This window comes from Shewanella sp. SR44-3 (genome assembly GCF_014163735.1).
Classification (GTDB): Bacteria; Pseudomonadota; Gammaproteobacteria; order Enterobacterales; family Shewanellaceae; genus Shewanella.
Genome location: NZ_JACJDV010000050.1, coordinates 1 through 26,602 on the forward strand (window position 1 = coordinate 1; position 26,602 = coordinate 26,602).

Annotated in this window: 25 protein-coding genes; 19 read left to right on the plus strand and 6 right to left on the minus strand. The window is 44.9% G+C overall.

Annotated features, from left to right (window positions below; genetic code table 11):
- Nucleotides 1–186 precede the first annotated feature (186 nt).
- The 5 genes from H5073_RS16460 to H5073_RS16480 all read left to right on the plus strand — a co-directional run bounded on the left by H5073_RS16460 (nucleotide 187) and on the right by H5073_RS16480 (nucleotide 3,773).
- Nucleotides 187–492, plus strand: a complete 306-nt coding sequence (locus tag H5073_RS16460; RefSeq protein WP_182680656.1) for a hypothetical protein — start codon at nucleotides 187–189, stop codon at nucleotides 490–492.
- A gap of 157 nt (nucleotides 493–649) precedes the next feature.
- A complete protein-coding gene (locus H5073_RS16465; protein ID WP_182680657.1) occupies nucleotides 650–1,627 on the plus strand; it encodes a transposase in 978 nt (325 codons plus the stop codon).
- Between the two features lie 210 nt (nucleotides 1,628–1,837).
- On the plus strand, nucleotides 1,838–2,086 hold the full coding sequence (locus H5073_RS16470) for a hypothetical protein (protein ID WP_182680658.1): 249 nt from the start codon (nucleotides 1,838–1,840) through the stop codon (nucleotides 2,084–2,086).
- A gap of 101 nt (nucleotides 2,087–2,187) precedes the next feature.
- A complete protein-coding gene (locus H5073_RS18520; protein ID WP_182680659.1) occupies nucleotides 2,188–2,826 on the plus strand; it encodes a TauD/TfdA family dioxygenase in 639 nt (212 codons plus the stop codon).
- A complete protein-coding gene (locus tag H5073_RS16480) occupies nucleotides 2,823–3,773 on the plus strand; it encodes a hypothetical protein (protein ID WP_182680660.1) in 951 nt (316 codons plus the stop codon). Before H5073_RS18520 ends, H5073_RS16480 begins: the two co-directional genes overlap by 4 nt.
- 350 nt (nucleotides 3,774–4,123) lie before the next feature.
- Here H5073_RS16480 and H5073_RS16485 read toward each other — a convergent pair whose 3' ends face one another.
- The 3 genes from H5073_RS16485 to H5073_RS16495 all read right to left on the minus strand — a co-directional run bounded on the left by H5073_RS16485 (nucleotide 4,124) and on the right by H5073_RS16495 (nucleotide 6,048).
- Nucleotides 4,124–4,555 carry a thioesterase family protein gene (locus H5073_RS16485; protein ID WP_182680661.1) on the minus strand — a complete coding sequence of 144 codons (432 nt, stop codon included), beginning with the start codon at nucleotides 4,553–4,555 and terminating at the stop codon, nucleotides 4,124–4,126.
- 12 nt (nucleotides 4,556–4,567) lie between these two features.
- Nucleotides 4,568–5,479, minus strand: coding sequence for an ABC transporter substrate-binding protein (locus tag H5073_RS16490; RefSeq protein WP_182680662.1), 912 nt, complete (start codon nucleotides 5,477–5,479; stop codon nucleotides 4,568–4,570).
- A gap of 140 nt (nucleotides 5,480–5,619) precedes the next feature.
- Entirely contained in the window at nucleotides 5,620–6,048 is a 429-nt protein-coding gene (locus H5073_RS16495; RefSeq protein WP_182680663.1) for an Lrp/AsnC family transcriptional regulator, read from the minus strand.
- A 166-nt stretch (nucleotides 6,049–6,214) separates the two neighbouring features.
- Here H5073_RS16495 and H5073_RS16500 point away from each other — a divergent pair, with 166 nt between their 5' ends.
- From H5073_RS16500 to lgt, 9 genes are all read left to right on the plus strand, one after another.
- Nucleotides 6,215–7,432, plus strand: coding sequence for an aspartate aminotransferase family protein (locus H5073_RS16500; protein ID WP_182680664.1), 1,218 nt, complete (start codon nucleotides 6,215–6,217; stop codon nucleotides 7,430–7,432).
- Between the two features lie 149 nt (nucleotides 7,433–7,581).
- Nucleotides 7,582–8,625 (plus strand): arginine N-succinyltransferase, encoded by a 1,044-nt coding sequence (gene astA, locus H5073_RS16505; RefSeq protein ID WP_182680665.1) that lies wholly within the window; start codon nucleotides 7,582–7,584, stop codon nucleotides 8,623–8,625.
- A complete protein-coding gene (gene astD, locus H5073_RS16510; RefSeq protein WP_182680666.1) occupies nucleotides 8,622–10,118 on the plus strand; it encodes a succinylglutamate-semialdehyde dehydrogenase in 1,497 nt (498 codons plus the stop codon). Before astA ends, astD begins: the two co-directional genes overlap by 4 nt.
- A gap of 151 nt (nucleotides 10,119–10,269) precedes the next feature.
- The gene (locus H5073_RS16515; RefSeq protein ID WP_182680667.1) at nucleotides 10,270–11,073 is read left to right on the plus strand and encodes a DUF1338 domain-containing protein; all 804 of its coding nucleotides are present in this window, start codon (nucleotides 10,270–10,272) and stop codon (nucleotides 11,071–11,073) included.
- A gap of 611 nt (nucleotides 11,074–11,684) precedes the next feature.
- Nucleotides 11,685–12,143, plus strand: coding sequence for a hypothetical protein (locus H5073_RS16520; protein ID WP_182680668.1), 459 nt, complete (start codon nucleotides 11,685–11,687; stop codon nucleotides 12,141–12,143).
- Nucleotides 12,144–12,445: 302 nt separating this feature from the next.
- Entirely contained in the window at nucleotides 12,446–12,652 is a 207-nt protein-coding gene (locus tag H5073_RS16525; protein ID WP_182680669.1) for a glycine zipper family protein, read from the plus strand.
- A gap of 179 nt (nucleotides 12,653–12,831) precedes the next feature.
- Entirely contained in the window at nucleotides 12,832–13,731 is a 900-nt protein-coding gene (locus H5073_RS16530; protein WP_182680670.1) for an SPFH domain-containing protein, read from the plus strand.
- 224 nt (nucleotides 13,732–13,955) lie between these two features.
- On the plus strand, nucleotides 13,956–14,732 hold the full coding sequence (locus tag H5073_RS16535; RefSeq protein ID WP_182680671.1) for an ABC transporter substrate-binding protein: 777 nt from the start codon (nucleotides 13,956–13,958) through the stop codon (nucleotides 14,730–14,732).
- A 163-nt stretch (nucleotides 14,733–14,895) separates the two neighbouring features.
- Entirely contained in the window at nucleotides 14,896–15,678 is a 783-nt protein-coding gene (gene lgt / locus H5073_RS16540) for a prolipoprotein diacylglyceryl transferase (RefSeq protein ID WP_182680672.1), read from the plus strand.
- A gap of 360 nt (nucleotides 15,679–16,038) precedes the next feature.
- On the opposite strand, the gene H5073_RS16545 is transcribed toward lgt, so the two are convergent.
- The 3 genes from H5073_RS16545 to metK form a co-directional block, all read right to left on the minus strand.
- Entirely contained in the window at nucleotides 16,039–16,629 is a 591-nt protein-coding gene (locus H5073_RS16545; RefSeq protein ID WP_182680673.1) for a HutD family protein, read from the minus strand.
- A 40-nt stretch (nucleotides 16,630–16,669) separates the two neighbouring features.
- On the minus strand, nucleotides 16,670–17,683 hold the full coding sequence (locus tag H5073_RS16550) for a 2-dehydropantoate 2-reductase (RefSeq protein WP_182680674.1): 1,014 nt from the start codon (nucleotides 17,681–17,683) through the stop codon (nucleotides 16,670–16,672).
- Between the two features lie 219 nt (nucleotides 17,684–17,902).
- On the minus strand, nucleotides 17,903–19,057 hold the full coding sequence (metK, locus tag H5073_RS16555; protein WP_182680675.1) for a methionine adenosyltransferase: 1,155 nt from the start codon (nucleotides 19,055–19,057) through the stop codon (nucleotides 17,903–17,905).
- 558 nt (nucleotides 19,058–19,615) lie between these two features.
- Between metK and tkt the strand changes: the two genes are divergently transcribed.
- The 5 genes from tkt (at nucleotide 19,616) to H5073_RS16580 (ending at nucleotide 26,548) form a co-directional block, all read left to right on the plus strand.
- Nucleotides 19,616–21,610, plus strand: coding sequence for a transketolase (tkt, locus tag H5073_RS16560; protein ID WP_182680676.1), 1,995 nt, complete (start codon nucleotides 19,616–19,618; stop codon nucleotides 21,608–21,610).
- Nucleotides 21,611–22,040: 430 nt separating this feature from the next.
- Nucleotides 22,041–23,060, plus strand: coding sequence for an erythrose-4-phosphate dehydrogenase (gene epd, locus H5073_RS16565; RefSeq protein WP_182680677.1), 1,020 nt, complete (start codon nucleotides 22,041–22,043; stop codon nucleotides 23,058–23,060).
- Nucleotides 23,061–23,163: 103 nt separating this feature from the next.
- Nucleotides 23,164–24,339 carry a phosphoglycerate kinase gene (locus tag H5073_RS16570; RefSeq protein ID WP_182680678.1) on the plus strand — a complete coding sequence of 392 codons (1,176 nt, stop codon included), beginning with the start codon at nucleotides 23,164–23,166 and terminating at the stop codon, nucleotides 24,337–24,339.
- 246 nt (nucleotides 24,340–24,585) lie between these two features.
- Nucleotides 24,586–25,653, plus strand: coding sequence for a class II fructose-bisphosphate aldolase (gene fba, locus H5073_RS16575; RefSeq protein ID WP_182680679.1), 1,068 nt, complete (start codon nucleotides 24,586–24,588; stop codon nucleotides 25,651–25,653).
- A 154-nt stretch (nucleotides 25,654–25,807) separates the two neighbouring features.
- The gene (locus tag H5073_RS16580) at nucleotides 25,808–26,548 is read left to right on the plus strand and encodes a DUF481 domain-containing protein (protein ID WP_182680680.1); all 741 of its coding nucleotides are present in this window, start codon (nucleotides 25,808–25,810) and stop codon (nucleotides 26,546–26,548) included.
- Nucleotides 26,549–26,602 lie beyond the last annotated feature (54 nt).

Consider the following 26,602-nt stretch of genomic DNA (forward strand, 5'->3'; position numbering starts at 1 on the left):
GCTCGGATGGGTTCATGATAATACTCCTAGATAAATGCCTAATTGGCAGGGTCTAGTAAGTATTTATGATGAGTGGATAGCGGTGAGCTTTATCTTTACTGCCGCAAAGCGGCTTCGTTCAACAATACGCTTAAGCTTAGGACGCAGTAAACTGCGCCGCTTAGCTAAGCGTTAAATGGCAAAAATATGTCCAATGAAATTATTAGCACCATAGAAGTTCTAGAATCTGGGAAACTAGTAATTTGTCTTGCAAGTGGCGGACGCCCAGATTACTCAAATATCTATAGAGAAGGTGTCGGCGTTTATTGGAATGAAGAGCTAAAAGGTTTTATTTCCACTGAAAAGAAAGAGTGGAGTTATTCTGAATGGTTTACGCATATTCTAAAAACGGCGAAAGGTTGCGGTATTAACTGCATTCTGCAGCAAACAACCAGCTGGGTTAATTTTCCAGATAATGAAAAATCAAGTATCTTGCAACGTCATGCCATTTAACAAGCGCAGTCACAGCGATGGCTTTTTCGTTGCGGCTTCGCCTACACTACAAACCCACGCGTGCTGCGGGCGTTAAAAAATGTGGCCACCCATAATAAATAGCATGATATAGCCCCATCTACTAAACTCAAAAAAGTTGTCGATGTTGGAGCTTGCTATGCCGCGCCCTAGAAGAACTCAAATCAGTGTCGAAGACACTCCATGGTATCACTGCTGTAGCCGCGTTATTCGCCGCGCATTTCTCTGCGGTGATGATCGATATTCGGGTAAGAATTTTGACCATCGTCGTGGCTGGGTCGAATCGCGACTGTTTGCACTCGAAGCCGTTTTTGCAATCGATGTGGCCGCCTTTGCAGTGATGTCTAACCACCTTCATGTGGTGTTACGTATTGACATTGAGACTGCAAATTGCTGGACAGACCGAGAAGTCCTCGAGCAGTGGCACAAGCTGTTTAATGGTGATGATATAACCCAGAAATTTGTTAAAGGTGAAGTCGTTGAAGCTCATGAAGTGCTCAGATTAAAGCATTCCATCGCCACTTATCGAAGTCGATTATGTGACATCAGCTGGTTCATGCGTTGTTTAAATGAGCCAATCGCACGGCAAGCAAATCAAGAGGATAACTGTACTGGCCGTTTCTGGGAAGGACGTTTTAAGTCGCAAGCTCTGCTAGATGAAGCCGCTGTATTGGCTTGTATGGCTTATGTTGATCTCAACCCAATTAGGGCCAAGATGGCAAGTACCCCTGAGCAATCAGACCACACCAGTATCCTGCTGCGGATTCAGGCTGCTTTAAAAGGTGAACAACCTAACCGTTTATTACCTTTCATTGGTAACGAGCGAAAAAACCAACCTAAAGGGATTGCGTTTTCGGTGCAGGATTATCTCGAATTGGTCGATGATACGGGACGTATTATTCGTAACGATAAGCGCGGCGCCATCAGCACTAATAGCGCTAAGTTACTCACAAGATTGAATATCCCTCAAGAAAATTGGCTCAAACTCACCACTGAATTTGGTAAGCTCTTTCACGGCCCCGTTGGCACGCTTCAAGAACTGACCAGTTATTGTGAGCATCTACAGAAACGGCGACGACACTTCGCGAGTTGCTGCCAGCACTTAAAAGCTGGCTAATCTAAAATTCCTTGTAATAACAATGTTTCTAAATCAGCTTAACTCTTTAATGAGTTGGGCTATTGTGGCTAAAAATCACTGTTTTTGAAGGAAGCCCGCCGATTTAGCCAATCAGCTTCCATAAACTCCAACGATATCGGCTTTCTAGCAACACACCCTCACAATCTGGCTTGAGCACATGTCGAAAATGCATTATGTTATTGTTTTATAATGGCTGGCCATATTTCTTTGCTTTCTCGATTGTTAGGTGCTGAGTACAGTGCTCACAAGATTAAAAATAACAAACGGTTAAATGCTTACTTTTTGCGCCTTAAGTGGAAGCGCATAAAAGTTGCAAAGCACTATGAATTGATTGGCGGTATCATCGACCCAATCGCGAAACAATGGGCACTACCCAAAGGTAAAAAATGGCCTGGAACAATCGCACTAATCAAAGACAGGGTGCAAATAAAAACATAACAAGGCGCAGCACTCGCGGCCTGCGGCCGCTGGGATGCCAAACGCTGCGCGGTCGTCACCCGTGTGCTTTGCGTTAGCACTACAAAGAGGGCATTCGAGCAGTGCGCCAAGATTTGATAGAAAGAGGGTATGTGTCATTCCAAAGTGACTCAAAAGAATCGATGCTTGAAGTGGCACAGCGTATAGGAAATGTATTTAAGGTTCCTACAATGCCGTTGATCCAAACGCTGACTCCAAGACTAAAAGAGAACGAATTAGATAACACTTATAGTGGCAATTTTGGGGTAAATGAATTTCCATTTCATACTGATTTGGCACATTGGTACGTTCCGCCAAGATACTTATTTCTAAGAAGTGTTGTGCCAGTGGCAGATGTTGAAACAAAACTCATCGACAGCAACGACATTTGTGACGGAATAGATGCTTGTGTTCTAAGTCGGGCCCATTTTAAGCCTAGGAAAAAATTAGATCGAACCGCAAATTTGCTAAAAGTTAAACAAGATGGAATGTTTCGGTGGGATTCTATCTTTATAGAGCCTGCTAACAGCGTTGCAAAAGAGTTGAGGCAGCAAATTCAAGTTAGTTTAAGCAGTGCAAAATATATAAGTATGTATCTTGCTGAGAAAGGTGATTGCTTGCTCATAGACAACTGGCGGATGCTTCATGGTAGAAGCGTGGTCAGTACTAAGTCTATGGATAGAATAATAGAAAGGGTTTATTTCGAAGAGGTGATAATTTGAACGCTACAAGAACAGCGCACGAATGGTCTAAAGACGCATTGTTTTCAAAAGCTCAGCGATATATTGAGACAATGATGGAAAAAGAGCATTCAGATTGGGAGTCTGGTTTTTGGTCAGCTTTAACGCTAGAGATTCTAGTGCGCGCTGCTATTTCAAACATATCACCAGCGTTAGTTGCTGATGGAAAGGATTGGAATAATATTTTGTATGCAGTTGGTACCGATCCAAACCAACAGAAATTTACCCCTAAATCCGCAGACATTTCTGATTTGTTGAAACGCGCGGAAAATCTATTTCCTGATTTCACTAGGGAGATGCTTAATTTTAGCATTGCTCATATAAACAAAAGAAACAGTGAGCTGCATTCTGGCGCGTTACCCTTTGACGGTATTGGATCTTCCTCTTGGCTTCCCATGTTTTACTCTGTATGTAAGGTTTTGGTGACCTCAATAGGAGAATCATTGGAATCCTTGCTTGGCAAGGATGTGGCTGAGGAAGCTGAGCATCATATTTCTGCCTTGCAGGATGAAAGTGCGAAATCAGTTAAGGGGACAATTAATGCGCACAAAACTATTTGGGACGAAAAATCAGACGAAGATAGGACCAAGCTTTCCAAGCAGGCTGAATTACTGTCAACAAGGCATCATGGGCATAGAGTGCAATGCCCAGCATGTAATAGCGTAGCTTTGATACAAGGGCGCTCAATTGGTGCTCCTAAAACCACGGTTGATGAAGATGGTATTATTGAGAAACAAACAATGCTCCCTGCGAGCTTTGTGTGTGGTGCCTGTGACTTAAAAATATTAGGTTATTCAAAGCTTGTAGCATGTGGTTTAGGGAATACTTATGTATCCACTAACCATTATGACGCAGTCGACTACTTTGGAATTGATTTAGAAGAAGAAATGCGCAGTATGATGTATGAAGATAACAATGAACCATACTAAAGCGCTAACAAACGCAAGCACGCGGACAAACTTACGCTACGCTCCAGCTTGCCGGTGTTGCAGGCGTTAGTTTTCAATGCTAATCCCCAATTCACGAATTATTGCTAAAAATCTAACAAACTTCTGTCCAAAAACGTGTTCGAAGCGGTTATTGGGTGGAGCTCACTGATAGCTAAAGTTAGCTTTGTAATCTGTAACGTTAGTTAATAGACACGCTAATACTGAAAAGGTGAGTCATGCCGTTTCAGCACGAGAAAGGCGAGACGATGGTACATCACAAGCCTGGATGTGAGTGTTCGAGTTAACATATTGATGGCTAACGCTTAGCTAATGCTTGGCTAATATTTTAGTTAAGCCGAAGTAAAGTTATGCTGTAGCTGGGCCATCAGCGCCATAGGCATGGGCACTAACTGACGGGCTTTATTCATGCACACCATTTCAATGGTGGCGGTGACCGCGGCTTTTTGACTATTGGGCCGCCAAATGGATTGCTGCCACACAGTGCGGTACTTACTTTCAAAATAAAATTGCGTCTGCACATCGACAATTTCTGCAAATTCGACCCCATCATGACACAGCATGTCGCTGCGATAGACGGCAAAACCTAGCCCAAGTTGCTGCCAAAGCTGATTTAAGCGCTCGGCGCCAATCACATGTTCACGGGCGCGTTCGAAATATTTAAGAAAATTCGGATGATATACAACCCCTGAAAAATCAGTGTCTTCGTAATAAATTTGCACCGGGAAATGATAAACCGGACTGATTGCAGCTGGGCTGGACATGGCGTAGATGACTCAATTTTTCAAAGGAAGCAGGAGTTTAGCGTATTGTCCCTGATTTTTCAGCTTGATTAAGCCTTCATCGAGTTTTTTTGCTAAATGCGCTGAATTAGGTTGCAGCTTGGAGAAGGCGACGTAAATGTCACTCTGATGATTATTAAACACGGCTGCTATGTCTTCGTTGACCCCCATTTGAGTTAAATGCTCATCGGCAACACGGTCGAACATAATGGCCAAATCGATGCGATTAACTAGCAACATATTAATTAGTTGGGTTTGGTTATTGGCAATAAATAACGGCCACTTTTTTTGCTTTGCTAGTGCAAAAAACTCATCACCATACTCATAGCCTTTAATGATGCCTATTACTGTATTTGGGGCTAAGTCGTATTTGTTTTTTGCACTAACAGGGTGTGATGTGTGCTGATAAAAAGAGGCGCTTGCTTGAAATAAGGGCTGCTCACCAAAGATAAACCTATCTTGAGTACTGATTTCTTTAGTGACATTAAACACACCATCCAGATTACCGCGCTCGGCCATTCTAAGGCCACGAGAGTAAGGCACCACTAAGGTTTTTACTTGAATAGCAACTTGGGCAAAAGCAGATTTGACTAGTTCATGGGAAATGCCCTTGCCAAATTGATCGGCAAAAGGTGGCCAGCTGTCTTCTGCGGCTAAGGTAATGCTGTTGATCGGCGTTTGTATCTTGTGGGAGTGAGGTGTTGGCTGCGCTAAGTCGTTATTTTCGATTAAGCTTGCGTGATCAGCAACACTCGAAGGGCTTACGCAAAATAGCCCTAAGGCCGCAATAAAGGTTCGCAAAATGAACAATGGCTGAGCCCGAAGAAGGCTAAAGACAACAGCTGTAATCAGTTGTGAATACCCAGCTATGGGCCCTATGTATGAGTTATCCTGTGCCTTGAACATAATAAAATCCTTTTTATCATACATTAAAAGAGCTGCATGTAATTATTGGTCATAATATCACCACTAAACAGTTAATTCATAATGATTTAAGTAATCTGTGAGCTAAGACATCACTCTAATTGCGCAGTGAGAGGCAGAGCTTAGCGGGTGAACTTTGTTTCTAAGATTACTGCGGAGTTGGTGCGCTCAACCCCATCAAGGTTGCCAATATCATCAAGCAAGTGGCTTAGCTCTTCTGTGGTTTGCGCTTGCACCACTGCAATTAAGTCATATTCTCCAGAGATAGCGTACAAGGCGGAGATCCTGTGCATTTTTCTTAGTTCTAGGTTGGTTTTGGTGGTGAACTTTTGTTTCACCTTAATCGACACGTGGGCTGAGACTAAGTTACTGATATAAGCCTCGCCATACTCCACCACATAGCCTTTAATTATGCCATTTTGTTCCAATTTTGCGATGCGAGCCTGTACTGTTGAGCGGGATAAATCTAGGCTGCGGGCCAAGTCTGAGACGCTAGTTCTGGCATTGTTTCTTAATAACGACAGTAATCGTTCATCTTCTTTAGTTATCATAACGCTCACAATGACAAGTTGGTTGGTTAAATTGATAGATTTTAGCGTGATTTTGTTAAAATTGCAGCTGCATTTTGCTATTTTTGCTCAATATAATAAAGGGATAACTAAATTACCTGCGGCGCACTTGAGCGTTGCAAGTTCATAATTACAGTCAGAGGTCAGTATGCAAGTCAGCAGAAATTTATTCGATGAAGTGATGGTTCCTAACTATGCCCCATCGGCGATCATTCCCGTTAAAGGTGAAGGCTCACGGATTTGGGATCAGCAAGGGCGTGAGTTTGTCGATTTCGCTGGTGGTATTGCAGTTAACTGCCTAGGTCACTGTCACCCAGCATTGGTTAATGCCTTAACTGAGCAAGCGCACAAGTTGTGGCATTTATCCAACACCATGACCAATGAGCCAGCATTGATGCTAGCTAAGGCGTTGGTGGACAACACTTTCGCCGAGAAAGTGTATTTTGCCAACTCTGGCGCTGAATCAAATGAAGCGGCGCTTAAGCTGGTTCGCCGTGTGGCACTGAACAACTATGGCCCGCAGAAATCACAAATTATCGCCTTTAAGCAAGCGTTCCACGGCCGTACTCTATTTACTGTGTCAGTGGGCGGCCAAGCGGCTTACTCTGACGGTTTCGGCCCTAAGCCTGGTGATATTGACCACGCTGAATACAATAATTTAGACAGTGTTAAAGCGCTAATTTCTGACAACACCTGCGCCGTAGTGCTTGAGCCATTGCAAGGCGAGGGCGGCATTATTTCACCAACCCCAGAATTCATTCAAGGTGTGCGCGAATTATGTGACAAGCACAATGCCTTATTAGTGTTTGATGAAGTGCAAACCGGTGTTGGCCGTACTGGCGAGCTTTATGCTTACATGGGTTTAGGTGTAGTGCCTGATATATTAACTACGGCTAAAGCCTTAGGTGGCGGCTTCCCCATTGGCGCCATGTTAACGACCACACAAATTGCTAAGCACTTAGTTGTTGGCACGCACGGCAGTACCTACGGCGGCAACCCACTGGCCTGTGCGGTAGGCCTTGCGGCATTCAATACCGTGAACACTAAAGCCGTATTAGACGGTGTGAGTGAGCGCGAGCAGTGGCTGCGTGATGGATTTAACGCCATTAACGATAAATACCAAGTCTTTAGTGAAGTACGCGGCAAAGGCTTGTTACTCGGCGCTGTGCTTAATGCTGATTACGCCGGTAAAGCCCGTGAGTTTATGCTCGCTGCTGCCGATGAAGGCTTGTTGGTGTTGATGGCTGGGGCAAACGTGGTGCGTATGGCGCCATCACTTGTTATCCCTAAAGAAGATGTGTCCCAAGGGCTTGCCCGCTTTGAGCGCGCAGTAGCTAAAGTGGTTGCAGCGGCTAAAGCTGCATAACGAGACACGATTAAGCTTTTAATCGTCAGGTAAATTTAGGCGCTAGCTTCACGCTAATGCCCGAATTTAACTCGTCTCCTTGGTAAGCAGAACATCAGAGTTACTCATCAGCTCTGCTTGCCAAGAATGTTTTATCATGGAAACCGCTTATGTTACTTATCCGCCCTATTAAGACTGCCGATTTTCCGGCGCTGTTACAAATCGCCACTGAATCAGGTGCAGGTTTTACCTCACTGCCGATGGATGAGCACAAGCTTAGCCATAAGATTGCCCATTCTGAGCAAAGCTTTGCTGCCGATATAACATCCCCAGGTGAGCAAGGTTATTTATTTGTAATGGAAGACACCCTGACCGGTGACATTTTAGGTACCACAGGCATAGAAGCCGCAGTGGGACTTAATAACCCTTTTTATCATTTTCACAAAAGTACGGTTGTACACCACAGCGCAGAGCTTCAAGCGGTTAATCCGGTTGAAGTGTTAACTCTATGCAATGACTACACTGGCAGCACTGAAGTGTGCAGCCTGTTTTTGCGAGAGCCCTTCAGGGTTGGCTTAAATGGCCGCTTCTTATCTAAAGTGCGCTTTATGTTTATGGCTGAGCAGCCACAGCGCTTTGCAAAGCTTGTGATTGCTGAGATGCGCGGTGAAGCCGATGAAAATGGTATCCCGCCTTTTTGGCACTGGTTACAGAACAACTTCTTTAATATGGAGTTTTCCAAAGCCGATTATTTAATTGGTGTGGGTAAAAAAGGCTTTATTGCTGACTTAATGCCCCGTTACCCTATTTATGTGGGCTTATTACCAGTTGAAGCTCAGCAAGTGATAGGTAAGGTGCATCACAACACACAGCCGGCGCTTAAATTGCTAGAAAATGAAGGCTTTACTCACAGAGGTTATGTGGATTTATTTGATGCGGGCCCGACCGTTGAAGCCCAGTTAAAGCAGATAAAATCTGTGCGTCAAAGCCACAAAATCAAAGTGCAAATTTCAACCGAAGCCCAGTTAATAGGGCCAAGCCAACTTGGTATTTGTAACTGCGAAACCGAGCAATTTAGAGCCACCTTCAGTGATAACTGCTACTTAGATAAAGCAAACCATACTTTGGTTATCAGCAGTGCGATTGCTGATGCCTTAAATGTGCAAAATGGCGACAGCGTACGCTACCTAAATCTTGATAAAGGTGCCAAATGAATCAACTTGAACAGTTAACCTCTCTCACGCAAACCCAATTTATTGCAGGTAAGTGGCTTGCAGGTAAAGGGCCGTTATTTAGCTCAGTCAATCCTGCCAATGGCGACGTGATCTGGCAAGGCTTAGGTGCAGATGCCGCCCAAGTGGATGCGGCTATTACAAGCGCACGAGCGGCTTTTTATACTTGGTCAGCCTTGAGCCTAACTGAGCGCTTGGTGATTATCCAAGCCTTTGCCGAGCAGCTTAAAGAGCACGCCGAGTTAATGGCGCGCACTATCGCGTTAGAAACGGGTAAAGCTTTGTGGGAAAGCCGCACCGAAGTGGGCGCCATGACAGGTAAAATCGCCATTTCTATCAAGGCCAATGCCGAGCGTACTGGCACGGTTGAAAACCCTATGCCAGGCGCTAAAGCTTATATTCGCCACAAGCCTCACGGGGTGGTAGCGGTATTTGGCCCTTATAATTTCCCCGGTCATTTGCCTAATGGCCATATAGTGCCAGCATTAATTGCTGGTAACACTGTGCTATTTAAGCCATCAGAGCTTACCCCAAAAGTGGCAGAGCTTACCATGCAGTTATGGCAGCAAGCTGGGCTTCCTGCTGGCGTACTGAACTTGTTGCAGGGCGAAATTGATACTGGCAAAGCCTTAGCCAGCCACAAGGGCATCGATGGTTTGTTCTTTACTGGCAGCTCCAATACCGGTCACTTGCTGCATCAGCAATATGCAGGACAGCCGGGCAAAATCTTGGCCTTGGAGATGGGCGGTAATAACCCGCTTATCATCACTGAAGTGGCCAATATTGATGCCGCCGTGCACGATATTATTCAGTCGGCGTTTATTAGTAGCGGTCAGCGCTGCACCTGCGCCAGACGCTTATTTATCCCCAAAACCGCCAATGGCGATGCCATACTGGCTAAACTGTTAACCTCGACGGCGAAAATTACCTTAGGCGAGCCGTTTGCTGAAACTCAGCCTTTCTTTGGTGCCATGATAAGCGACAAAGCCGCTGCCGGTATGGTGAAGGCTCAGGCCGATATTCAAGCTGCTGGCGGCGTATCTCTGATTGAGCTTACCCAAGTGACGCCTGGCCTAGGTTTTGTGACCCCAGGTATTATTGATGTGACAGATGCAAGTCCGCTTGCAGATGAAGAGCATTTTGGGCCGTTATTAAAAGTCTACCGTTACACAGATTTTGATGCCGCCATCGATGAAGCCAACAACACAGCTTTTGGTTTATCGGCAGGGCTGTTAGCGGACAGCGAAACTGATTATCAGCATTTCTATCGCCGCATTCGTGCAGGCATAGTCAACTGGAACAAGCCGATTACTGGCGCATCAAGCGCTGCGCCATTTGGCGGTATTGGTGCCAGCGGTAACCACAGAGCCAGTGCCTATTATGCCGCTGACTATTGTGCTTATCCTGTGTCGTCAGTAGAGGCACAAACTGTGAGCTTGCCCGCAAGTTTAAGCCCTGGGCTTGTTATAGAATAAGCTTAGTCAAAAACTCGCTTTAACCTGACTAAACAACAGGTTAAACTGAGGTTGTAACTAATATTTAACCATGAGGCAGCAAATCTTATGGTGATAAAAATAATCGAATTTAGAATCAGACAGTAGATAGTAGACATTAGGAATTTGTAGTATGCATACCCAAGTTAATGAGTTGTTCTCTGAGTTATGGCAAGACTATGTGTCTGTTACGCCATCGGCCGCCAAAATCCACGCCTTGCTAGGCTCGTCTCAGCAAGATGATGTGCAAAACGATCATATTGCCCTGCGCACCTTCAATATTGAGAAAATTAACTTAGAAAAGTTAGCCGCTCATTTCTTAGCGCTGGGCTATAAAGAGTGTGGTGAATACCATTTTGAAGCGAAAAAGCTCTATGCCAAGCATTTTGAGCATCCAGATCCAACTCAGCCTAAGGTGTTTATTTCTGAGTTACTATTAGAAAAATGCTCGCCTGAGCTACAAGCCATAGTGCACAAGCTGGTGGATCAAATTGAGGTTGCCGCAGTGACTGCTGATAATTTCCTTTACTCTGGGCGTCACTGGTCAATCGATCAAGCGACCTACAACACCTTAGTCAAAGAAAGTGAATACGCCGCATGGGTTTCTGTGTGGGGCTTTCGTGCCAACCACTTTACCGTGTCAGTGAATGCACTGAAAAACTTTGAGACCTTGGTATCAGTGAACGATACCTTGAAAGCCGCAGGTTTTGCATTAAACACCTCTGGCGGCGAAATCAAAGGCAGCCCAGAAGTGATGTTGAAGCAATCATCAACCTTAGCCGATGAAGCTTTGGTCGAATTTACCGATGGCAGCAAGATGGTCCCAAGCTGTTTCTATGAATTTGCTCGCCGTTTCCCAATGGCCGATGGCACACTTTACCCAGGTTTTGTCGCCGCCTCTGCCGACAAGATTTTCGAGAGCACTAACGCCCGTTAATTGCTGATGATCTGAGTCAAGGCACATCGCCAATGTTTGATCTTAAAACCCGCACAAGCGGGTTTTTTATTGGCAAGAGTTTTATGTTTAGCAGTGAGCTAAACATGATGACTCATCTATGTCCAAGCTTAGCTTGGATCAAAGTCGTGAGCTTCCAGCTCACACTCGGCCAAGGGGGAAAGATCAACAGCAATCCCTCCCCCTTGGATCTCCCTCCGCGCCGCCCGCGAAGTTGTTGCTCCTCATATTCACGTAAAAATACCTAACGGCTCGACAGCACATCCGTGTGCCCTACGAGCCTTAACCATCGTCCCTGATGGTTGCACGGTATTTTTAAGCGAATATGTCGGCAACTTCGAGGGGAATAGGTGCCATCTGTGAGCACAGTGTTAAGAGGGATCTAAGTATCGACTTATAAATCTATTTTTCAACATTCCTTGCGTACTTAACCTTGATGTAAGTTTTTTTCACAAGTAGTATCAGGTTGACTGAGGTATTGCCTGAGGTGTTGTCGAGAAAGTTGGACCCATCTTCATAAGTAAATAGCCTAGGTAAATAACCTTAGCAAAACGCGCATAATACGAAGCTTGTGCACTTAAATGGAGCGTCCTGTGAAATCAAAATACGGAGTCACATTTTTACTTCTTGCAGCCTTAATTTCTGTGGGGACTGCCATTGCGCATATGTCTTGTATATTTTTGGGGCCTGAATGTTTTTCAGCTCAAATGGCGCCAGTTCAAATTATTGAATCAGCTAGAAATGGAACTTGGTTAGCGCCAATTGGAACGATATTTGTGTCGGTTATTTTCTCAGTCGTTGGACTATATGCGCTATCTGGTGCAGGTATGATTAGAAAGTTACCTTTATTAAGGCTTGGCATATACACGATCGCAGCACTTTGTATTATTCGTGGCGTATTGCCATTGCAGCTGTGGATCCGTCATCCTGATATGGTTAATTCAGTTGTTTTTTATACCGGTATGATTTGGTTAGTGACAGGTTTGTTGTTTTTATTTGGCTATCTTTTAGTGCGCAAGTCAGCCTATTGTGAGATCAAGCGCCATCCATGAGGGCTTGAACATCCCGTCGCTGTGAAAGGGCTCACACATGCCGTGATGGCATGGTCAATGATGTTCCAGACATCATAATGACATTTCCCACTTCCATGTGGGTCAGATGCCATAAAGCGGACATGGGATGAACGGTCGTCTCGCCTTCTCGTGGTGAAACGCCATGGCTCACCATGTTAGCATTAGCGTAAATTGACGGCTTAAAGCCTTAAATCTAAAGATGCAGCCACTTTTTCCACTTTCCTTGCGTACAATACAAAGGTTAGGCAACCAGATATAGCTCATAAATAAGGAACGTTGAAATGTCGAATCAAGATAAAAAAGATCTCCCGCAACATAAAATGGGCGTTTATATAGCTGTAGGTGCTGGTATAGGTTCTGCTCTGGGCGCTATAAGTGGTGTTGTTTTTGATATATTGCCGTTCAGCCTATCCATCGGAATAGCAATGGGTAGTGGCATCGGTATAGCAATTGGTTCATCGTTCAATTCAAAAAACAAAGAACAATAACGATGTAAGTGTCCAACATACCCTGTATATCTTCAAAAGTTCTGCTTAATTCCATCGCCGTTATTATCAGCCTCTGGATACAATTCGCTTTCTTGAGTCAGCGTAAGGTACTATAGACATTGAATTTTTTATAGTAGTCATTTATTGTGGCCCTATTAAGCTTATTGAAAGGATGCAAGATGTTAAAAAGTACCCCCAATGTTGATTTGAGCGCTAAACTCTCAAACAGTTTAAGCCTCACGACCATAATTCCCGTGATTGTTGTTATCTTGGCGCTCATCTCCCTATTTGGCAGCTGGTATACGGTTGACCAAGGTGAGCGCGGGGTTATCTTAAGAAATGGTAAGATTATTGGCACCGCAGAGCCTGGGCTTGGTTTTAAACTGCCTATGTTTGACTCTGTAGTGCGCATTTCTACTCAGACTCACACCACTAGCTACCAATCGCTGCAGGCTTATAGCCGCGATCAACAGCCTGCGACGCTGCGCGCATCAGTTACGTTTAGCATTCCGCCTGATAAAGTCGAAGAAGTGTATGCTAATTTTAAGAGCATAGATTCTATGATAGCGCGCTTGCTTGACCGTCAAGTGCCAACCCAAGTTGAGAATATCTTTGGTAAATACACGGCTATTTCTGTGGTGCAAGAGCGCATCAAGTTTGGTATTGATGTCACCGAAGCCATTAAAAGGTCAATCAAAGGACCGGTAGAAATTACTTCAGTGCAAATTGAAAATATCGATTTTTCCAATGCCTATGAGAAATCAGTTGAAGACAGGATGCGCGCTGAAGTGGAAGTGCAAACTCAGCTGCAAAACTTGGAAAAAGAGCGGGTGAGTGCGCAAATAGCCGTGACACAAGCTCAAGCTGAAGCTGACTCACAATTAGCTCGGGCAAAAGCTGAAGCTGAGAGTATTCGCATTAAGGGCATTGCAGAGGCGACGGCTATTAAAAGTCGCGCTGAAGCTTTGGCTCAAAACCAAAACCTAGTGGAGCTCACTAAAGCTGAGCGTTGGGATGGCAAATTGCCTACCACTATGTTGCCTACTGGCACCTTGCCCTTTATTGATGCGCAAAAATAACTAGCGTTTCACCAGGCTATTATTGGGTATTTTGTGAACATAATGCCAAGTAATAGCCCTATTGCAGTGTCCGCTGATTGGTGACTGGTTATTGAAGATGTGGCGGCGGGCGTTATTATCGCTATGACTATGATTTTTAGGCTGGATTATGGCAGTAAGCAGTCTATAGTTCACATAAGAGGCCAGTTAAAACATTTAGTTTAAGCAGCAAGGCAGGGAGCCCTATGAAACGAGTACTCATTATTTTGTTCTTGTTGTCACACTTTCTGTTTATAGCAAAGGCACAAGAGCCTTTAGTATTTGTGACCAGTGATTACCCCCCCTATGTGATCAATAATAATGGTATAGCAAACGGCATGATCCCTGAGCTTATCAAGGCCGTTTTTAAGGATACCGATATAGAGGTTGAATTTAAATTTCAGCCTTGGAATCGTGGTCAGCTATCTGTTTCGAAAGGCCTTGCCTTTGCGGCATTTCCCTATGTATTCACAGATGAAAGAGCTAAAGATTTTGATTTTTCTGATCCATTTTTAGCTTTTTTCCCTAAATTTTTCTATAAGAAGACTCGCTTCCCTAATGGCTTTAGCTGGCAGGAATTGGCAGATTTTCATGGTTACCGTATGGGCGGCGTCCGAGGATTTTGGTACCAAGCCTCATTTGATGCCCTTGGACTTAATGTTAGCTATGTCAGTACTGATTTGCAGAATATGACAATGCTGCTAAAAGATCGCATCGATTTTACCCTGATTGATGAATTAGTCGGTTGGGACCTTATTCGGACGCATATCCCAGAAAACATCGCGGACTTCTCTGTGGTGACTAAACCTGAAAGCCGAAGTGCATTGCATTTAATGATCTCTAGAGAATACCCTAATGCAAAAGCCTTAACTCAAACCTTCAATCAAGGCCTTCAAAAGCTTAAAGACAATGGCATCTATCAAAATATTATCGAGAAATATCATGCCCCTAAAGAGTACTCTACTTCACCTAAAATCCACTAATCTGGGATTGGGGACTTTCTCACTTATTCTACAGAGTAAATTTAAGTTAATGATTTTGCCTCATTTAGGCTAGAGCCAAATTGTTGTAAAAGGTGTAGCATGGCAGGCTCTGGTGGCTCGATAATCTGGGCTGTGATGATTATTTTTGATGGGGAAGCTTAGCTTGGAACATTTTGTGTGGAATATTGACCCTGTGATGGTGTCTTTTTTAGGCTTAAAAATACATTGGTATGGGGCGCTGTTTGCAACCGCCATTGCCGCGGGCTTCCAAGTGATGAAGCGTATGTATGTTAAGGAAGGCTTAGATTTAGAGTCATTAGATAACTTCCTGATTTATTGCGTTGTCGGCATTATTGTTGGTGCCCGTTTAGCCCATGTGATTTTTTACGACCCTAGTTATTATTTCTCTCATCCGGCTAAAATCTTGGCGATTTGGGAAGGCGGCCTTGCCAGTCATGGCGGCGGTCTTGGGGCAATTATTGCGCTTTATTATTACCACAGAAAGATTAAACTACCGTTTCTTTTCCTGCTGGATAGGCTAGCTATCGCCACCGCGATTTTCGGCTTCTTTGTGCGTATGGCAAACTTTGCCAACTCAGAAATTTTGGGCGTACCGAGCAATGCGCCCTGGGCGATAGTGTTTGAGCGTATCGACTTACTGCCGCGCCATCCCGCTCAGCTTTATGAAGCTTTTGCCTATTTGGCGATTTTTATCACCTTGTACGCTTTGTATAAGTTTACTCGGCTTAAAGAGAAGCACGGGGTGTTATTCGGGGTGTTCCTCTGTACTGTGTTTAGCGCCCGTTTTGCCATCGAGTTTGTGAAGGTGAAACAAGCCGCCTATGCAGAAGACTTTGTCTTAAGTGCGGGTCAGTGGCTGAGTGTGCCTTTCTTGCTGGTGGGTGTGACGCTGTTAGTGCTGCCTTTTATCCGCAAGGCCAAGTAACCTCAGCTCGGGATAATAAATGCATATCAAACAGTTCTTTGCACCGCTAACTGCGTTGAATTCATTTGCAATAGGCTAGCTATTGACGCATAAATTCGCCTTGTTATCAGCGCAAAGTTCAAGTTTGAATTTAAGGTATTGAATTTTTGATAATTCACTACCGTTTATCCATCTCTTAACCCGAGTTGAGGTTAAATAATCTTTCAAGTTGTGATTAACTGAATCGCTTATTGAACTATCGTTTATTGAGCTGTCGGTCATTGAACAAAAAGCAAAACCACTGCCAAGGCAGTGGTTTTTTTATGTTTAATGCCCATCCAGATTTGCTATAACAAGGCTGAACTCATACTCAAATTGAACTCATAATAAGGTTAAGCTCATAATAATGACTCGTTCACCGCTGAAATTAACTGAGGTATTGGGCGCGAGTTCATCGGCTGCAAGCCTGAGTAAATGCCCTTGGGGGAGTGTTATGGTGTTATTGCTGAGCGTCACTTCACCATTGCCGGTTACGGCATAGGCAAATAGCAGCTGAGATAAAGGCAGTGTTAATGAGTTGGCTTGCAATGCGTGAACTTCAGCTCGATATTTAGCCGCGTTGACTATCAAGTTAAAATCACTAATTGGGCCATTCATTAATGTACCAGAGGTCATTAAGCCGCCATCAAATTCGGCGATGGCAAGCGGCGTGGCTAAGGTTTGGCGTTCACCATGATCATCCGCAGCAGCGTGTTGATGTTTTAAGGTGATCCCTATGCCGTCAAGCAGTAAAAGGTGACGCTGATAACCACTAAAATCTGAGAAAGGCCCATCTTCAGTGACCTTTGCCATGCTGATGCGCCAGTCAAAATCAGCCATTGTGCCGCCGTCATTAATGGCAAGCTCGATGGTTTCACCTTTGCCATTTTTCCAAGGCAGACGCTTAAACTCATTGGGGGAAATGATCCGCACGCTTTATTGACTCCTAGGATTTACTCTTATGCTTATTGGTTTATTTACTCGTTTGCTGAAGTAGCTGGGTCAAACTGACCTTATGCCCTTGTTCAAGCAGCTTAATGGCTTCGACTATGGCGCTATTGACTGGGGTGTTAACGCCATATTTTTGCCCTAAATCCACGACAGCACCATTTAAATAATCAATTTCTGTTGGCCGCTTTGACTGAATGTCTTCCCACATGGAGGAGCGGGCCTTGTCATCTATACTGAGCATGGCTTTTGCTAGGTGGGTGAATAAAAAATCCGGCAAGGACAAAATAAACGGCAAATACTGCGGCTTCATTTTAGTCAATTTCCCTAGCTTAAAGCCTGCAGCATGGCAGACATTGAGCCACTCTTTCATGGCCTTAGCTAACAATACCCGCGTTGAGCGCTGGCTTAATTGCTGTTTTATGGATAAATCGACAATGGCGTTTAAGGCATTGTTTAAATTAAGTAATAACTTACCATGAATGACTGACTCGAAATCAGCGTTGAGCTCGCAGCTAAATCCATGGGCTGTTAGGGCCTGATGAATAGGTCTGAGTACCTTGTGGTCTTGAAACACAAAACCGCCTTCGGTGCCTTTATGAAATACCCCATTGGCTTTTTGCAGCACGTTAAATGGAGTGATCCCAAGGAGTAATTGCCGGCTGCCGTGTTGTTGTTTTAAAGCATTTGAGACAATGTCTTTGCTACCAAGGCCATTTTGCATCAAAACTAGGCAGCTTTGTGAGTGAGTCATGATTAAAAGCTGGGCAACACTGCCTTCAAGTTGATGGCATTTGACTGTGACAAACACCAGATCAAAGGTTTCATCTTTAAGCTCTGTTAGCAGCTGCCTTGGCATCACTGTCTTATCTAAGTCTTGGTAGTCTGTAAGGTGAATACCGCCTGCCGCTATTATGGCGTCTTTAATGCGTGGCCTGCAGATTAAGCTAACGTCAAGGCCTGCAAGGGCGAGTTCGCCAGCTAAATAACAGCCGGTGGAGCCTGCGCCAAAGATGGCAATCTTAAGCCGGTTATTCATTGTTATTTAATCCCCCTGATTGATGTGCTAAGTGCTATGTTCTGAGTGCTCAGTTCATCTTTTGCAAGGCAACAGCTTGGCACGGTAAAGTGAGCACAAACAAGCGGTTTTTAACATCACAAGAAAGTAGGGCAACAAAAAAGCCAGTTGGGTTAGCAACTGGCTTTCATCGTGGACTGATTATTTGCAGAACCTAGAACCTAGAACCTAGAACCTAGATTATTTCAATCCAGCGTCAGCGCGAAGGATCTCGGCTTTGTCTGTGGCCTCCCATGGGAAGCAATCACGGCCAAAGTGACCGTAAGCCGCAGTTTGCTGGTAAATAGGACGGGCCAAATCTAGCATTGCCGTTAGGCCGTATGGACGCAGCTCAAAGTGTTGACGTACAAGCTTAATTAACACTTCCTCAGACACTTTACCGGTACCGAAGGTTTCGATACTGATTGACGTTGGCTCGGCAACACCAATGGCGTAAGACACTTGAATCTCACAGCGGTCAGCAAGGCCAGCTGCAACGATGTTTTTTGCAACATATCGAGCAGCATACGCCGCGCTGCGATCCACTTTAGATGGATCTTTACCAGAAAATGCACCGCCGCCATGACGGGCCATGCCGCCGTAGGTGTCAACGATGATCTTACGGCCCGTTAAACCGCAATCGCCAACTGGACCGCCGATAACGAAACGCCCTGTAGGGTTAATAAAGTATTTAGTGTCTTTATTTAACCATTGCGCCGGTAATACTGGCTTGATGATGGTTTCCATCACACCTTCAATCAAATCTGCTTGAGTGACGTCTTCTCTATGCTGGGTCGATAACACGATAGCATCGATGCCGACAATTTTGCCGTCATCGTAGGCAAAAGTGACCTGGCTTTTCGCATCTGGGCGCAGCCAAGGCAGAGTGCCATCTTTACGTACTTCTGACTGACGTTTCACTAAGGCGTGCGCATAAGTGATTGGGGCAGGCATTAATACGTCGGTTTCATTGTTGGCATAGCCAAACATTAATCCTTGGTCGCCAGCGCCTTGCTCTGCGGGATCGGCTCTGTCTACACCTTGGTTGATGTCTGGTGATTGCTTGCCGATAGCATTTAATACCGCACAAGAGTCGGCATCAAAACCCATGTCAGAATGGGTGTAACCAATTTCACGCACGGTTTTACGGGTAATTTCTTCGATATCAACCCAGGCAGAGGTGGTGACTTCACCGCCCACTAATACCATGCCGGTTTTGACATAAGTTTCACAAGCAACACGAGCTTTTGGGTCTTGCTCAAGAATTGCGTCTAACACCGCATCAGAAATCTGATCGGCGATTTTATCTGGATGACCTTCTGAAACGGATTCAGAGGTGAACAAGTGCTTTGCCATAATAGGTAAATCTCGTCTTTGGGAATTTGAACGTGTAGAAGCTTCTACATCTAGACGTCTATTTTAATGAAATTTTTGCCAGATAACACCCCTAAACACAAATTTAACCCCCCAATACAAGATAGGGGGGCGAAAATGGCAATCTTTTCATCGGTTAGTTTTTACAGCTAATCAATTAGTGCTTTGAAATTACTTATATTACTCTATTTTTTAAGTGTTTTTTTATCGGGCTTGTTTAGTGTAAAAATTAATAATCATCTCGGTAAATATCTGTCTCACCTAAGGACTTTATAGCTTTAATACCTTAAGTCAGCCCTAGGGTAAATTTAGCAGAGTCAGCAAGATACGCCATGGTGGCGCGCTGTTTTTTATATTTATTTAAATATTATGTTTTTATTAAATGAAGAGTTATCGCCTAAAACTAGGCTTATGCCGAAGGAGGATGGCTATCACAAAAAATTTTAATTTGCGTCACAGTGCCGAGTAAGGGAAAATGTGCCTCCACAATTGTTAGTACATCTCAATACTGGCAAATCTCACAATCAAGCAGGAGAGAGCATGTCTTCCCGTAAAGTACTCGCTAACGCTATCCGTGCATTAAGTATGGATGCAGTTCAAAAAGCCAATTCTGGTCACCCAGGTGCACCTATGGGTATGGCTGATATCGCCGAAGTGCTTTGGAATGATTTCCTTAAGCACAACCCGACGAACCCTGAGTGGGTCGATCGCGATCGTTTTATTTTATCAAACGGTCACGGCTCTATGCTGATTTACTCTTTACTGCACCTAAGCGGTTATGCTTTACCTATCGAAGAGTTAAAGCAATTCCGTCAGCTGCATTCTAAGACCCCAGGTCACCCTGAATATGGTTATACCCCAGGTGTTGAAACCACTACAGGCCCATTAGGTGCAGGTATTAGCAACGCGGTCGGTATGGCCATTGCTGAAAAAACCTTAGCGGCGCAATTTAACCGCGAAGGCCATGATATCGTTGATCACTTCACTTACTGTTTCTTAGGTGATGGCTGTTTAATGGAAGGTATCTCTCATGAGGCGTGTTCATTAGCGGGCACTTTAGGGTTAGGCAAGCTAATCGCATTTTGGGATGACAACGGCATTTCAATCGACGGTCATGTTGAAGGCTGGTTCACTGACGATACCCCTAAGCGTTTTGAATCATACGGTTGGCACGTTATTGCTGGTGTTGATGGTCACGATCCTGAAGCCATAAAAGCTGCTATCAATGAAGCTAAGTCGGTAACCGACAAGCCAAGCATGATTTGCTGCAAAACCATTATTGGTTTTGGTTCACCCAACAAGTCTGGCAGCCACGATTGCCACGGCGCGCCACTAGGCGATGCTGAAATTGCTGCGGCGCGTGAGTTTTTAGCTTGGCCACATGCCCCATTTGAAATCCCAACAGACGTATACGCTGGCTGGGATGCCAAAGAGAAGGGCCAAGTGATTGAAGCTGCCTGGGAAAGCAAGTTTGAAGCCTATAAAGCGGCTCACCCAGCACTGGCTGCTGAGTATGAACGCCGAGTATTAAAAGGTGACTTACCTGCTGATTTTGAAACTAAAGCTCAAGCCTTCATTCAAGAGTGCCAAGATAAGGGCGAAGGTATTGCAAGTCGTAAAGCTTCGCAAAACGCTATCGGTTTCTTTGGTGCTATGTTGCCTGAATTGTTAGGTGGCTCTGCAGATTTAGCTGGCTCTAACTTAACGCTGTGGTCAGGCTCTAAAGGCATTCAAGATGATGCGGCCGGTAACTACATCTATTACGGTGTACGTGAATTCGGTATGAGCGGCATCATGAATGGCGCCTCCTTACACGGCGGTTTCATCAACTACGGCGCGACTTTCATGATGTTCATGGAATACGCCCGTAACGCAGTACGTATGTCTGCTTTGATGGGTATTCAGAATATCTTCGTTTATACCCATGACTCTATCGGTCAAGGTGAAGATGGCCCGACTCACCAACCGGTTGAGCAGCTAGCTAACTTACGTATGACGCCAAATATGGCGGTGTGGCGTCCCTGTGATGCTGCTGAAACAGCGGTATCTTGGAAAGCGGCTATTGAGCGTCGTGATGCACCAACGTCATTGATTTTCAGCCGTCAAAACCTGAAAGCTCAAGCGCGCAGTGCTGAGCAGTTAGCGAATGTCGCCAAAGGGGCTTATGTGCTACTTGATTGCGCTGGTACTGCCGATGTGATTCTACTTGCCACAGGCTCTGAAGTGCAGCTTGCAATAGAAAGTGCTGCGGCGTTAACTGAGCAAGGTACTAAGGTACGCGTTGTGTCTATGCCATCAACCACTGAGTTTGATAAGCAAGATGCTGCCTATAAAGAAGCTGTACTGCCAAGAGCTGTGACTAAACGTGTAGCGATTGAAGCGGCTCATGTTGATTTTTGGTACAAGTACGTTGGCTTTGATGGCGCAGTTGTTGGCATGACCACCTTTGGTGAATCAGCGCCAGGCGGTGACTTACTTAAGCATTTTGGTTTCACCGTTGATAACGTGGTTGCGACAGTGAAAAGCTTAGGTTAATGCCTAGGGTCTGTTGATCTTTGCTGGTTGAATTTTGTTCGAGTTAAAAACGTTTTAATCGAGGCGAATGAATTGATGCCTAGTCATCTAAGCAAAGTTCATTCAACAAAGAGTAAAACGTTTTTAGCCGAACCCTTCGGGCAGCGTTTGTTGGCCATTTTTACTGCGTTATCGACTTTTTATGTAGAATAACTACACCTCGAAGTCTCTGCCTTGTACAAATGACCAACAATTCGCTGCAAAAATAACCTTGAAAGATCAACAGACCCTAGTATTGCGCTGGGGTAAATCCTCGGGCAAAGCTAAATATACTAACCACTTAGCTGATAGGTGTTTAGTCTGTTAGCGTTAGCTTGTATAATGACGGCCTGTATAGAATACAGGCCGTTTTTTTATCTCTTTTTTGACGATAGAGGAAGCAGAACCCTTAATGATCCGCGTTGCTATCAATGGTTATGGCCGCATTGGCCGCTCAATTCTTCGTGCCCTGTATGAGTCGGGTAAACGTCAACAAATTCAAATCGTTGCCATTAATGAACTGGCAAAACCTGAGGCTATTCGTCATTTAACTCAGTACGATACTACCCATGGCCGTTTCGGGCAGACGGTGGAATTACAAGCAGGGAAATTACACATAGGTGATGATGCCATTGCCTTATTCCATCAAAGTGATGCGACAAAATTGCCTTGGGCTGAGCTGGATATCGACATAGTTTTCGAGGCCAGTGGTAGCCTTATTGAGCGTGAGGCCTGTGAAGCGCATATTATTTCAGGCGCTAAGCAAGTGCTTATCAGCCATCCTTCTTCTCAAGATGTTGACGCTACAATCGTTTATGGGGTCAATCATCAGCTGTTAACTGCAGATCATACTGTGGTGTCTAATGCCTCTTGCACCACTAACTGCATAGTGCCTGTGATTGATGTGCTCGATAGCTATTTTGGTGTCATAAGCGGCGCTATCACCACCATACATTCGGCGATGAACGATCAACAAGTGATTGATGCCTATCATGATGACTTACGCCGTACTCGCGCTGCAGGCCAATCTATTATTCCCGTGGATACTAAGCTTGCTCGAGGGATTGAGCGTATTTTACCCAAGATGAAAGATAAGTTTGAAGCCATTTCTGTGCGGGTGCCCACCATAAATGTGACCGCGATCGACTTATCAGTAACTTTACGTGAGCGAGTCGATATTTCCAGAGTAAACAGCGTCTTACAGCAAGCAGCAAAAGGTCGTTTTGATGGGATTTTAGGTTATACTGATGAGCCATTAGTATCATGTGACTTTAACCATGATCCACGCTCTAGCATAGTCGATGCCACCCAAACTAGGGTGAGTGATGGCCATTTAGTGAAACTCCTGCTCTGGTGTGACAACGAGTGGGGTTTTGCCAATCGTATGCTTGATACTAGCCTGGCGATGATAAAAGCCAAAAGCACGAAATAATAAGTCGCCAAGTAAAAAGGTGCAAAATAAAGAATTTATGCCCGAGTGTGAACTGACCACTGGGGCAGCCAGTTTGATTTTTAACTTAAGAGGAAAGGCTATTATGGCTATTATCAATATGACAGACCTAGATTTAACCAATAAGCGGGTGCTTATTCGTGAAGATCTCAACGTGCCAGTCAGTGACGGCGTAGTGACAAGTGACGCACGTCTGCGTGCATCGCTGCCAACCATTCAATTGGCGTTAGACAAAGGCGCTGCGGTTATGGTGATGTCTCACCTAGGCCGCCCAACGGAAGGCGAGTTCAACAGCGAATTCTCACTTCAGCCTGTGGTTGATTATTTAGCCAAAGCCCTAAAAGCACCGGTGCGCTTAGCCAAAGACTACTTAGACGGCGTTGAAGCTAATGTTGGCGAAGTGGTGGTGTTTGAAAACGTGCGTTTTAACAAAGGCGAAGGCAAGAATGATGAAGCCTTAGCTAAGAAGATGGCAGCGCTTTGTGATGTGTACGTGATGGATGCCTTTGGTACGGCTCACCGTGCTCAAGCGTCAACTCACGGTGTGGGCATGTTTGCTCCCATCGCTTGCGCAGGCCCACTTTTGGCCCAAGAGCTTGATGCTTTAGGTAAAGCCTTAGATAACCCAGCCCGCCCTATGGTAGCCATTGTTGGTGGCTCTAAAGTGTCCACTAAGCTTACCGTGCTTGAGAGCCTATCAGGCATAGTTGATCAGCTAGTGGTTGGCGGCGGTATCGCTAATACCTTTATTGCTGCAGCTGGCTTTAATGTGGGTAAATCTTTGTATGAAGCAGATTTAGTTGAAGAAGCTAAGCGTTTAGTGGCTAATGCTAAAAAGCGTGGCGGCGACATTCCTGTGCCAACGGACGTGGTTGTGGCGAGCGAGTTTAGCCCAACAGCTGTGGCAACACTCAAAAGCGTGAACCAAGTCTCTGATACTGATATGATTTTTGATATCGGTCCAGACAGCGCCGAAGCCTTAGCTAAAATCATCGAAACGGCTGGCACTATTGTGTGGAACGGCCCTGTTGGTGTATTTGAGTTCGATCAATTCGGTAAAGGCACCGAGCGTATTGCTCGCGCCATTGCTGATTCTAAGGCATTTTCTATTGCGGGTGGCGGTGACACGCTAGCGGCGGTAGATAAATACAATATCGCCGACAAGGTGTCTTACATTTCTACTGGTGGTGGCGCTTTCCTTGAGTTTTTAGAAGGGAAAGAGTTACCGGCGGTTGCAATGCTTGAGAAGCGCGGCGCATAAATGTGATAATACGGCTCTTGTTTCAAGGGCCGTTTTTATAACTGCGCAGAGTTAACACGGTAGTCATTCAGTATGAGTGCACCGACTAAGCTATCGACAACAGATAGCAATAATAACGATAAAACTAATAACGATAAAACTTAACCGCGCCTCGAAGACTTGTCATGGACCTTCTTCTTGGCGTATTAAATCCATCCAAACGATAGTGCCCTAGGTGTTAATTCACCCTATTATTGGAGAACAAAAATGGCTCTTATTTCCCTACGTCAATTACTCGATCATGCTGCTGAGCATGGTTATGGTGTGCCCGCATTTAACGTCAATAATCTTGAACAAATGCGTGCCATTATGCAGGCAGCAGAAGCTACGGACAGTCCTGTGATAGTACAAGCTTCGGCCGGTGCGCGTAAGTATGCTCGCCCGCAGTTCCTTAAGTACTTAATGGCGGCGGCTCTTGAGCAATATCCTGATATTCCTGTGTGTATTCACCAAGATCACGGTACCGATCCTGATATCTGTCAGCGTTCTATCCAGCTAGGCATGTCATCAGTGATGATGGACGGCTCGTTAATGGCAGACGGCAAAACGCCAGCCTCTTACGAATATAACGTCGATGTAACCCGTAGGACTGTGGCTTTTGCTCACGCTTGCGGCGTATCAGTTGAAGGTGAGATCGGCTGTCTTGGTAGCCTAGAGACTGGCCAAGCCGGCGAAGAAGACGGTATCGGTGCTGTGGGCACCTTAAGCATGGATCAAATGCTAACAACGCCTGATGAAGCGGCGCGCTTTGTTGCCGATACTCACGTTGATGCCTTAGCTATTGCTATTGGCACTAGCCACGGTGCTTACAAATTTAGCCGTAAGCCAACAGGAGACGTGCTGCGTATCGATCGCATCAAGGAAATCCATGCCCGTATTCCTAACACTCACTTAGTGATGCACGGTTCATCGTCTGTGCCCCAAGAGTGGCTAAAGATCATCAACCAGTATGGCGGCGCTATCCCTGAAACTTACGGTGTACCATTAGAAGAAATCGTTGAAGGCATCAAGCACGGCGTGCGTAAAGTGAATATCGATACCGACTTACGCCTTGCCTCCACTGGCGCTGTACGTAAGTTTTTAGCGGAAAACCCAGCAGAGTTCGATCCACGTAAGTTCTTAAAAGCCTCAATGGAAGCCATGGCAGACATCTGTACTGTACGCTATGAAGCTTTTGGCAGCGCGGGCATGGCCTCTAAAATCAAGCCATTATCACTGCAAGCCATGTATAAGTCATATCAGTCTGGTGCACTCGATCCTAAGATCAACATGTAACTGATAATGGCTACGGGCTAAAGCCTGAAAGCTAAATGTTAAGCCCGCTACTGGTTAGCGGGCTTTTTTTTATCCTAGTAAAAAGCCTTATATTTTTCATTAGCGTTTTGAAATGTTAGCATGTCGACAAATTTTTAAGAGAGGACATAACAAGATGAAAAAGAAGTTACTGATCACCGGATTGGGATTAATGTTACCTATGATGGCCCATGCAGGGGCTGATTTTGTGGTAGGTGATGATGTGCTAGCTGGTGAAGTTGAGTTAGGTGCCACTCTTACGACAGGTAATACAGATACCTCTTCTTTTAAGGGCCGCTTAGCGCTTAAGCATGAGCTGGGTAATTGGGAGAATGAATATTTATTCGAAGGCCTCTACAAAGAAGATACTGATGAAATTACGGCTAAGCGTTATTTTTTCGGTGCCCAAGGTGATTATCAGCTAGATCATAATAGCTATATTTTCTCCAATATGAATTACGAAGTCGACCCGTTCACAGGTTATGAATATAGCTTTACCGCTGCAACGGGTTATGGTCACAAATTTATCAGTAACGAGCGCACTAAGCTTAGGGCTGAAATTGGTCCCGGTTTTATTTATCAGCGCTTAGACAGTACGCTTGCAGCGATTGAAGGTGATGATGCAGATAAAAGCATAGTGGCTCACGGGGTGATTAACTTTGAGACTAAGTTAAGTGAAACCTCTAAATTTGGTCAAAAAATTGTGATGGATTTTGGTGATAAGCTTGATGCGCGCTCAGAAACTTTTGTCACCGCTAATATTGTCGGCGCACTGGCGATGAAGTTTGCTGTGATTGTTAGATACAATAGCAATCCACTTGATAGTAAGACAAGTACAGACACAGAAACTAATATGACCTTGCTGTATGCGTTCTAATGGTTATTGGTTATTGGTTATTGGTTAATGGTTAATGGTTAATGGTTAATAGAG

Bases quoted from the DNA above. Each gene is read 5' to 3' on its own strand.
- H5073_RS16500 (WP_182680664.1), top strand. From the start codon at position 6,215: ATGCAAGTCAGCAGAAATTTATTCGATGAAGTGATGGTTCCTAACTAT.
- H5073_RS16465 (WP_182680657.1), top strand. From the start codon at position 650: ATGCCGCGCCCTAGAAGAACTCAAATCAGTGTCGAAGACACTCCATGG.
- H5073_RS16515 (WP_182680667.1), top strand. From the start codon at position 10,270: ATGCATACCCAAGTTAATGAGTTGTTCTCTGAGTTATGGCAAGACTAT.
- H5073_RS16490 (WP_182680662.1), bottom strand. From the start codon at position 5,479: ATGTTCAAGGCACAGGATAACTCATACATAGGGCCCATAGCTGGGTAT.
- H5073_RS16535 (WP_182680671.1), top strand. From the start codon at position 13,956: ATGAAACGAGTACTCATTATTTTGTTCTTGTTGTCACACTTTCTGTTT.
- H5073_RS16495 (WP_182680663.1), bottom strand. From the start codon at position 6,048: ATGATAACTAAAGAAGATGAACGATTACTGTCGTTATTAAGAAACAAT.
- astA (WP_182680665.1), top strand. From the start codon at position 7,582: ATGTTACTTATCCGCCCTATTAAGACTGCCGATTTTCCGGCGCTGTTA.
- H5073_RS16525 (WP_182680669.1), top strand. From the start codon at position 12,446: ATGTCGAATCAAGATAAAAAAGATCTCCCGCAACATAAAATGGGCGTT.
- H5073_RS16485 (WP_182680661.1), bottom strand. From the start codon at position 4,555: ATGTCCAGCCCAGCTGCAATCAGTCCGGTTTATCATTTCCCGGTGCAA.
- H5073_RS16550 (WP_182680674.1), bottom strand. From the start codon at position 17,683: ATGAATAACCGGCTTAAGATTGCCATCTTTGGCGCAGGCTCCACCGGC.
- H5073_RS16580 (WP_182680680.1), top strand. From the start codon at position 25,808: ATGAAAAAGAAGTTACTGATCACCGGATTGGGATTAATGTTACCTATG.
- H5073_RS16570 (WP_182680678.1), top strand. From the start codon at position 23,164: ATGGCTATTATCAATATGACAGACCTAGATTTAACCAATAAGCGGGTG.
- astD (WP_182680666.1), top strand. From the start codon at position 8,622: ATGAATCAACTTGAACAGTTAACCTCTCTCACGCAAACCCAATTTATT.
- H5073_RS16460 (WP_182680656.1), top strand. From the start codon at position 187: ATGTCCAATGAAATTATTAGCACCATAGAAGTTCTAGAATCTGGGAAA.
- metK (WP_182680675.1), bottom strand. From the start codon at position 19,057: ATGGCAAAGCACTTGTTCACCTCTGAATCCGTTTCAGAAGGTCATCCA.
- H5073_RS16470 (WP_182680658.1), top strand. From the start codon at position 1,838: ATGGCTGGCCATATTTCTTTGCTTTCTCGATTGTTAGGTGCTGAGTAC.
- H5073_RS16530 (WP_182680670.1), top strand. From the start codon at position 12,832: ATGTTAAAAAGTACCCCCAATGTTGATTTGAGCGCTAAACTCTCAAAC.
- epd (WP_182680677.1), top strand. From the start codon at position 22,041: ATGATCCGCGTTGCTATCAATGGTTATGGCCGCATTGGCCGCTCAATT.
- tkt (WP_182680676.1), top strand. From the start codon at position 19,616: ATGTCTTCCCGTAAAGTACTCGCTAACGCTATCCGTGCATTAAGTATG.
- fba (WP_182680679.1), top strand. From the start codon at position 24,586: ATGGCTCTTATTTCCCTACGTCAATTACTCGATCATGCTGCTGAGCAT.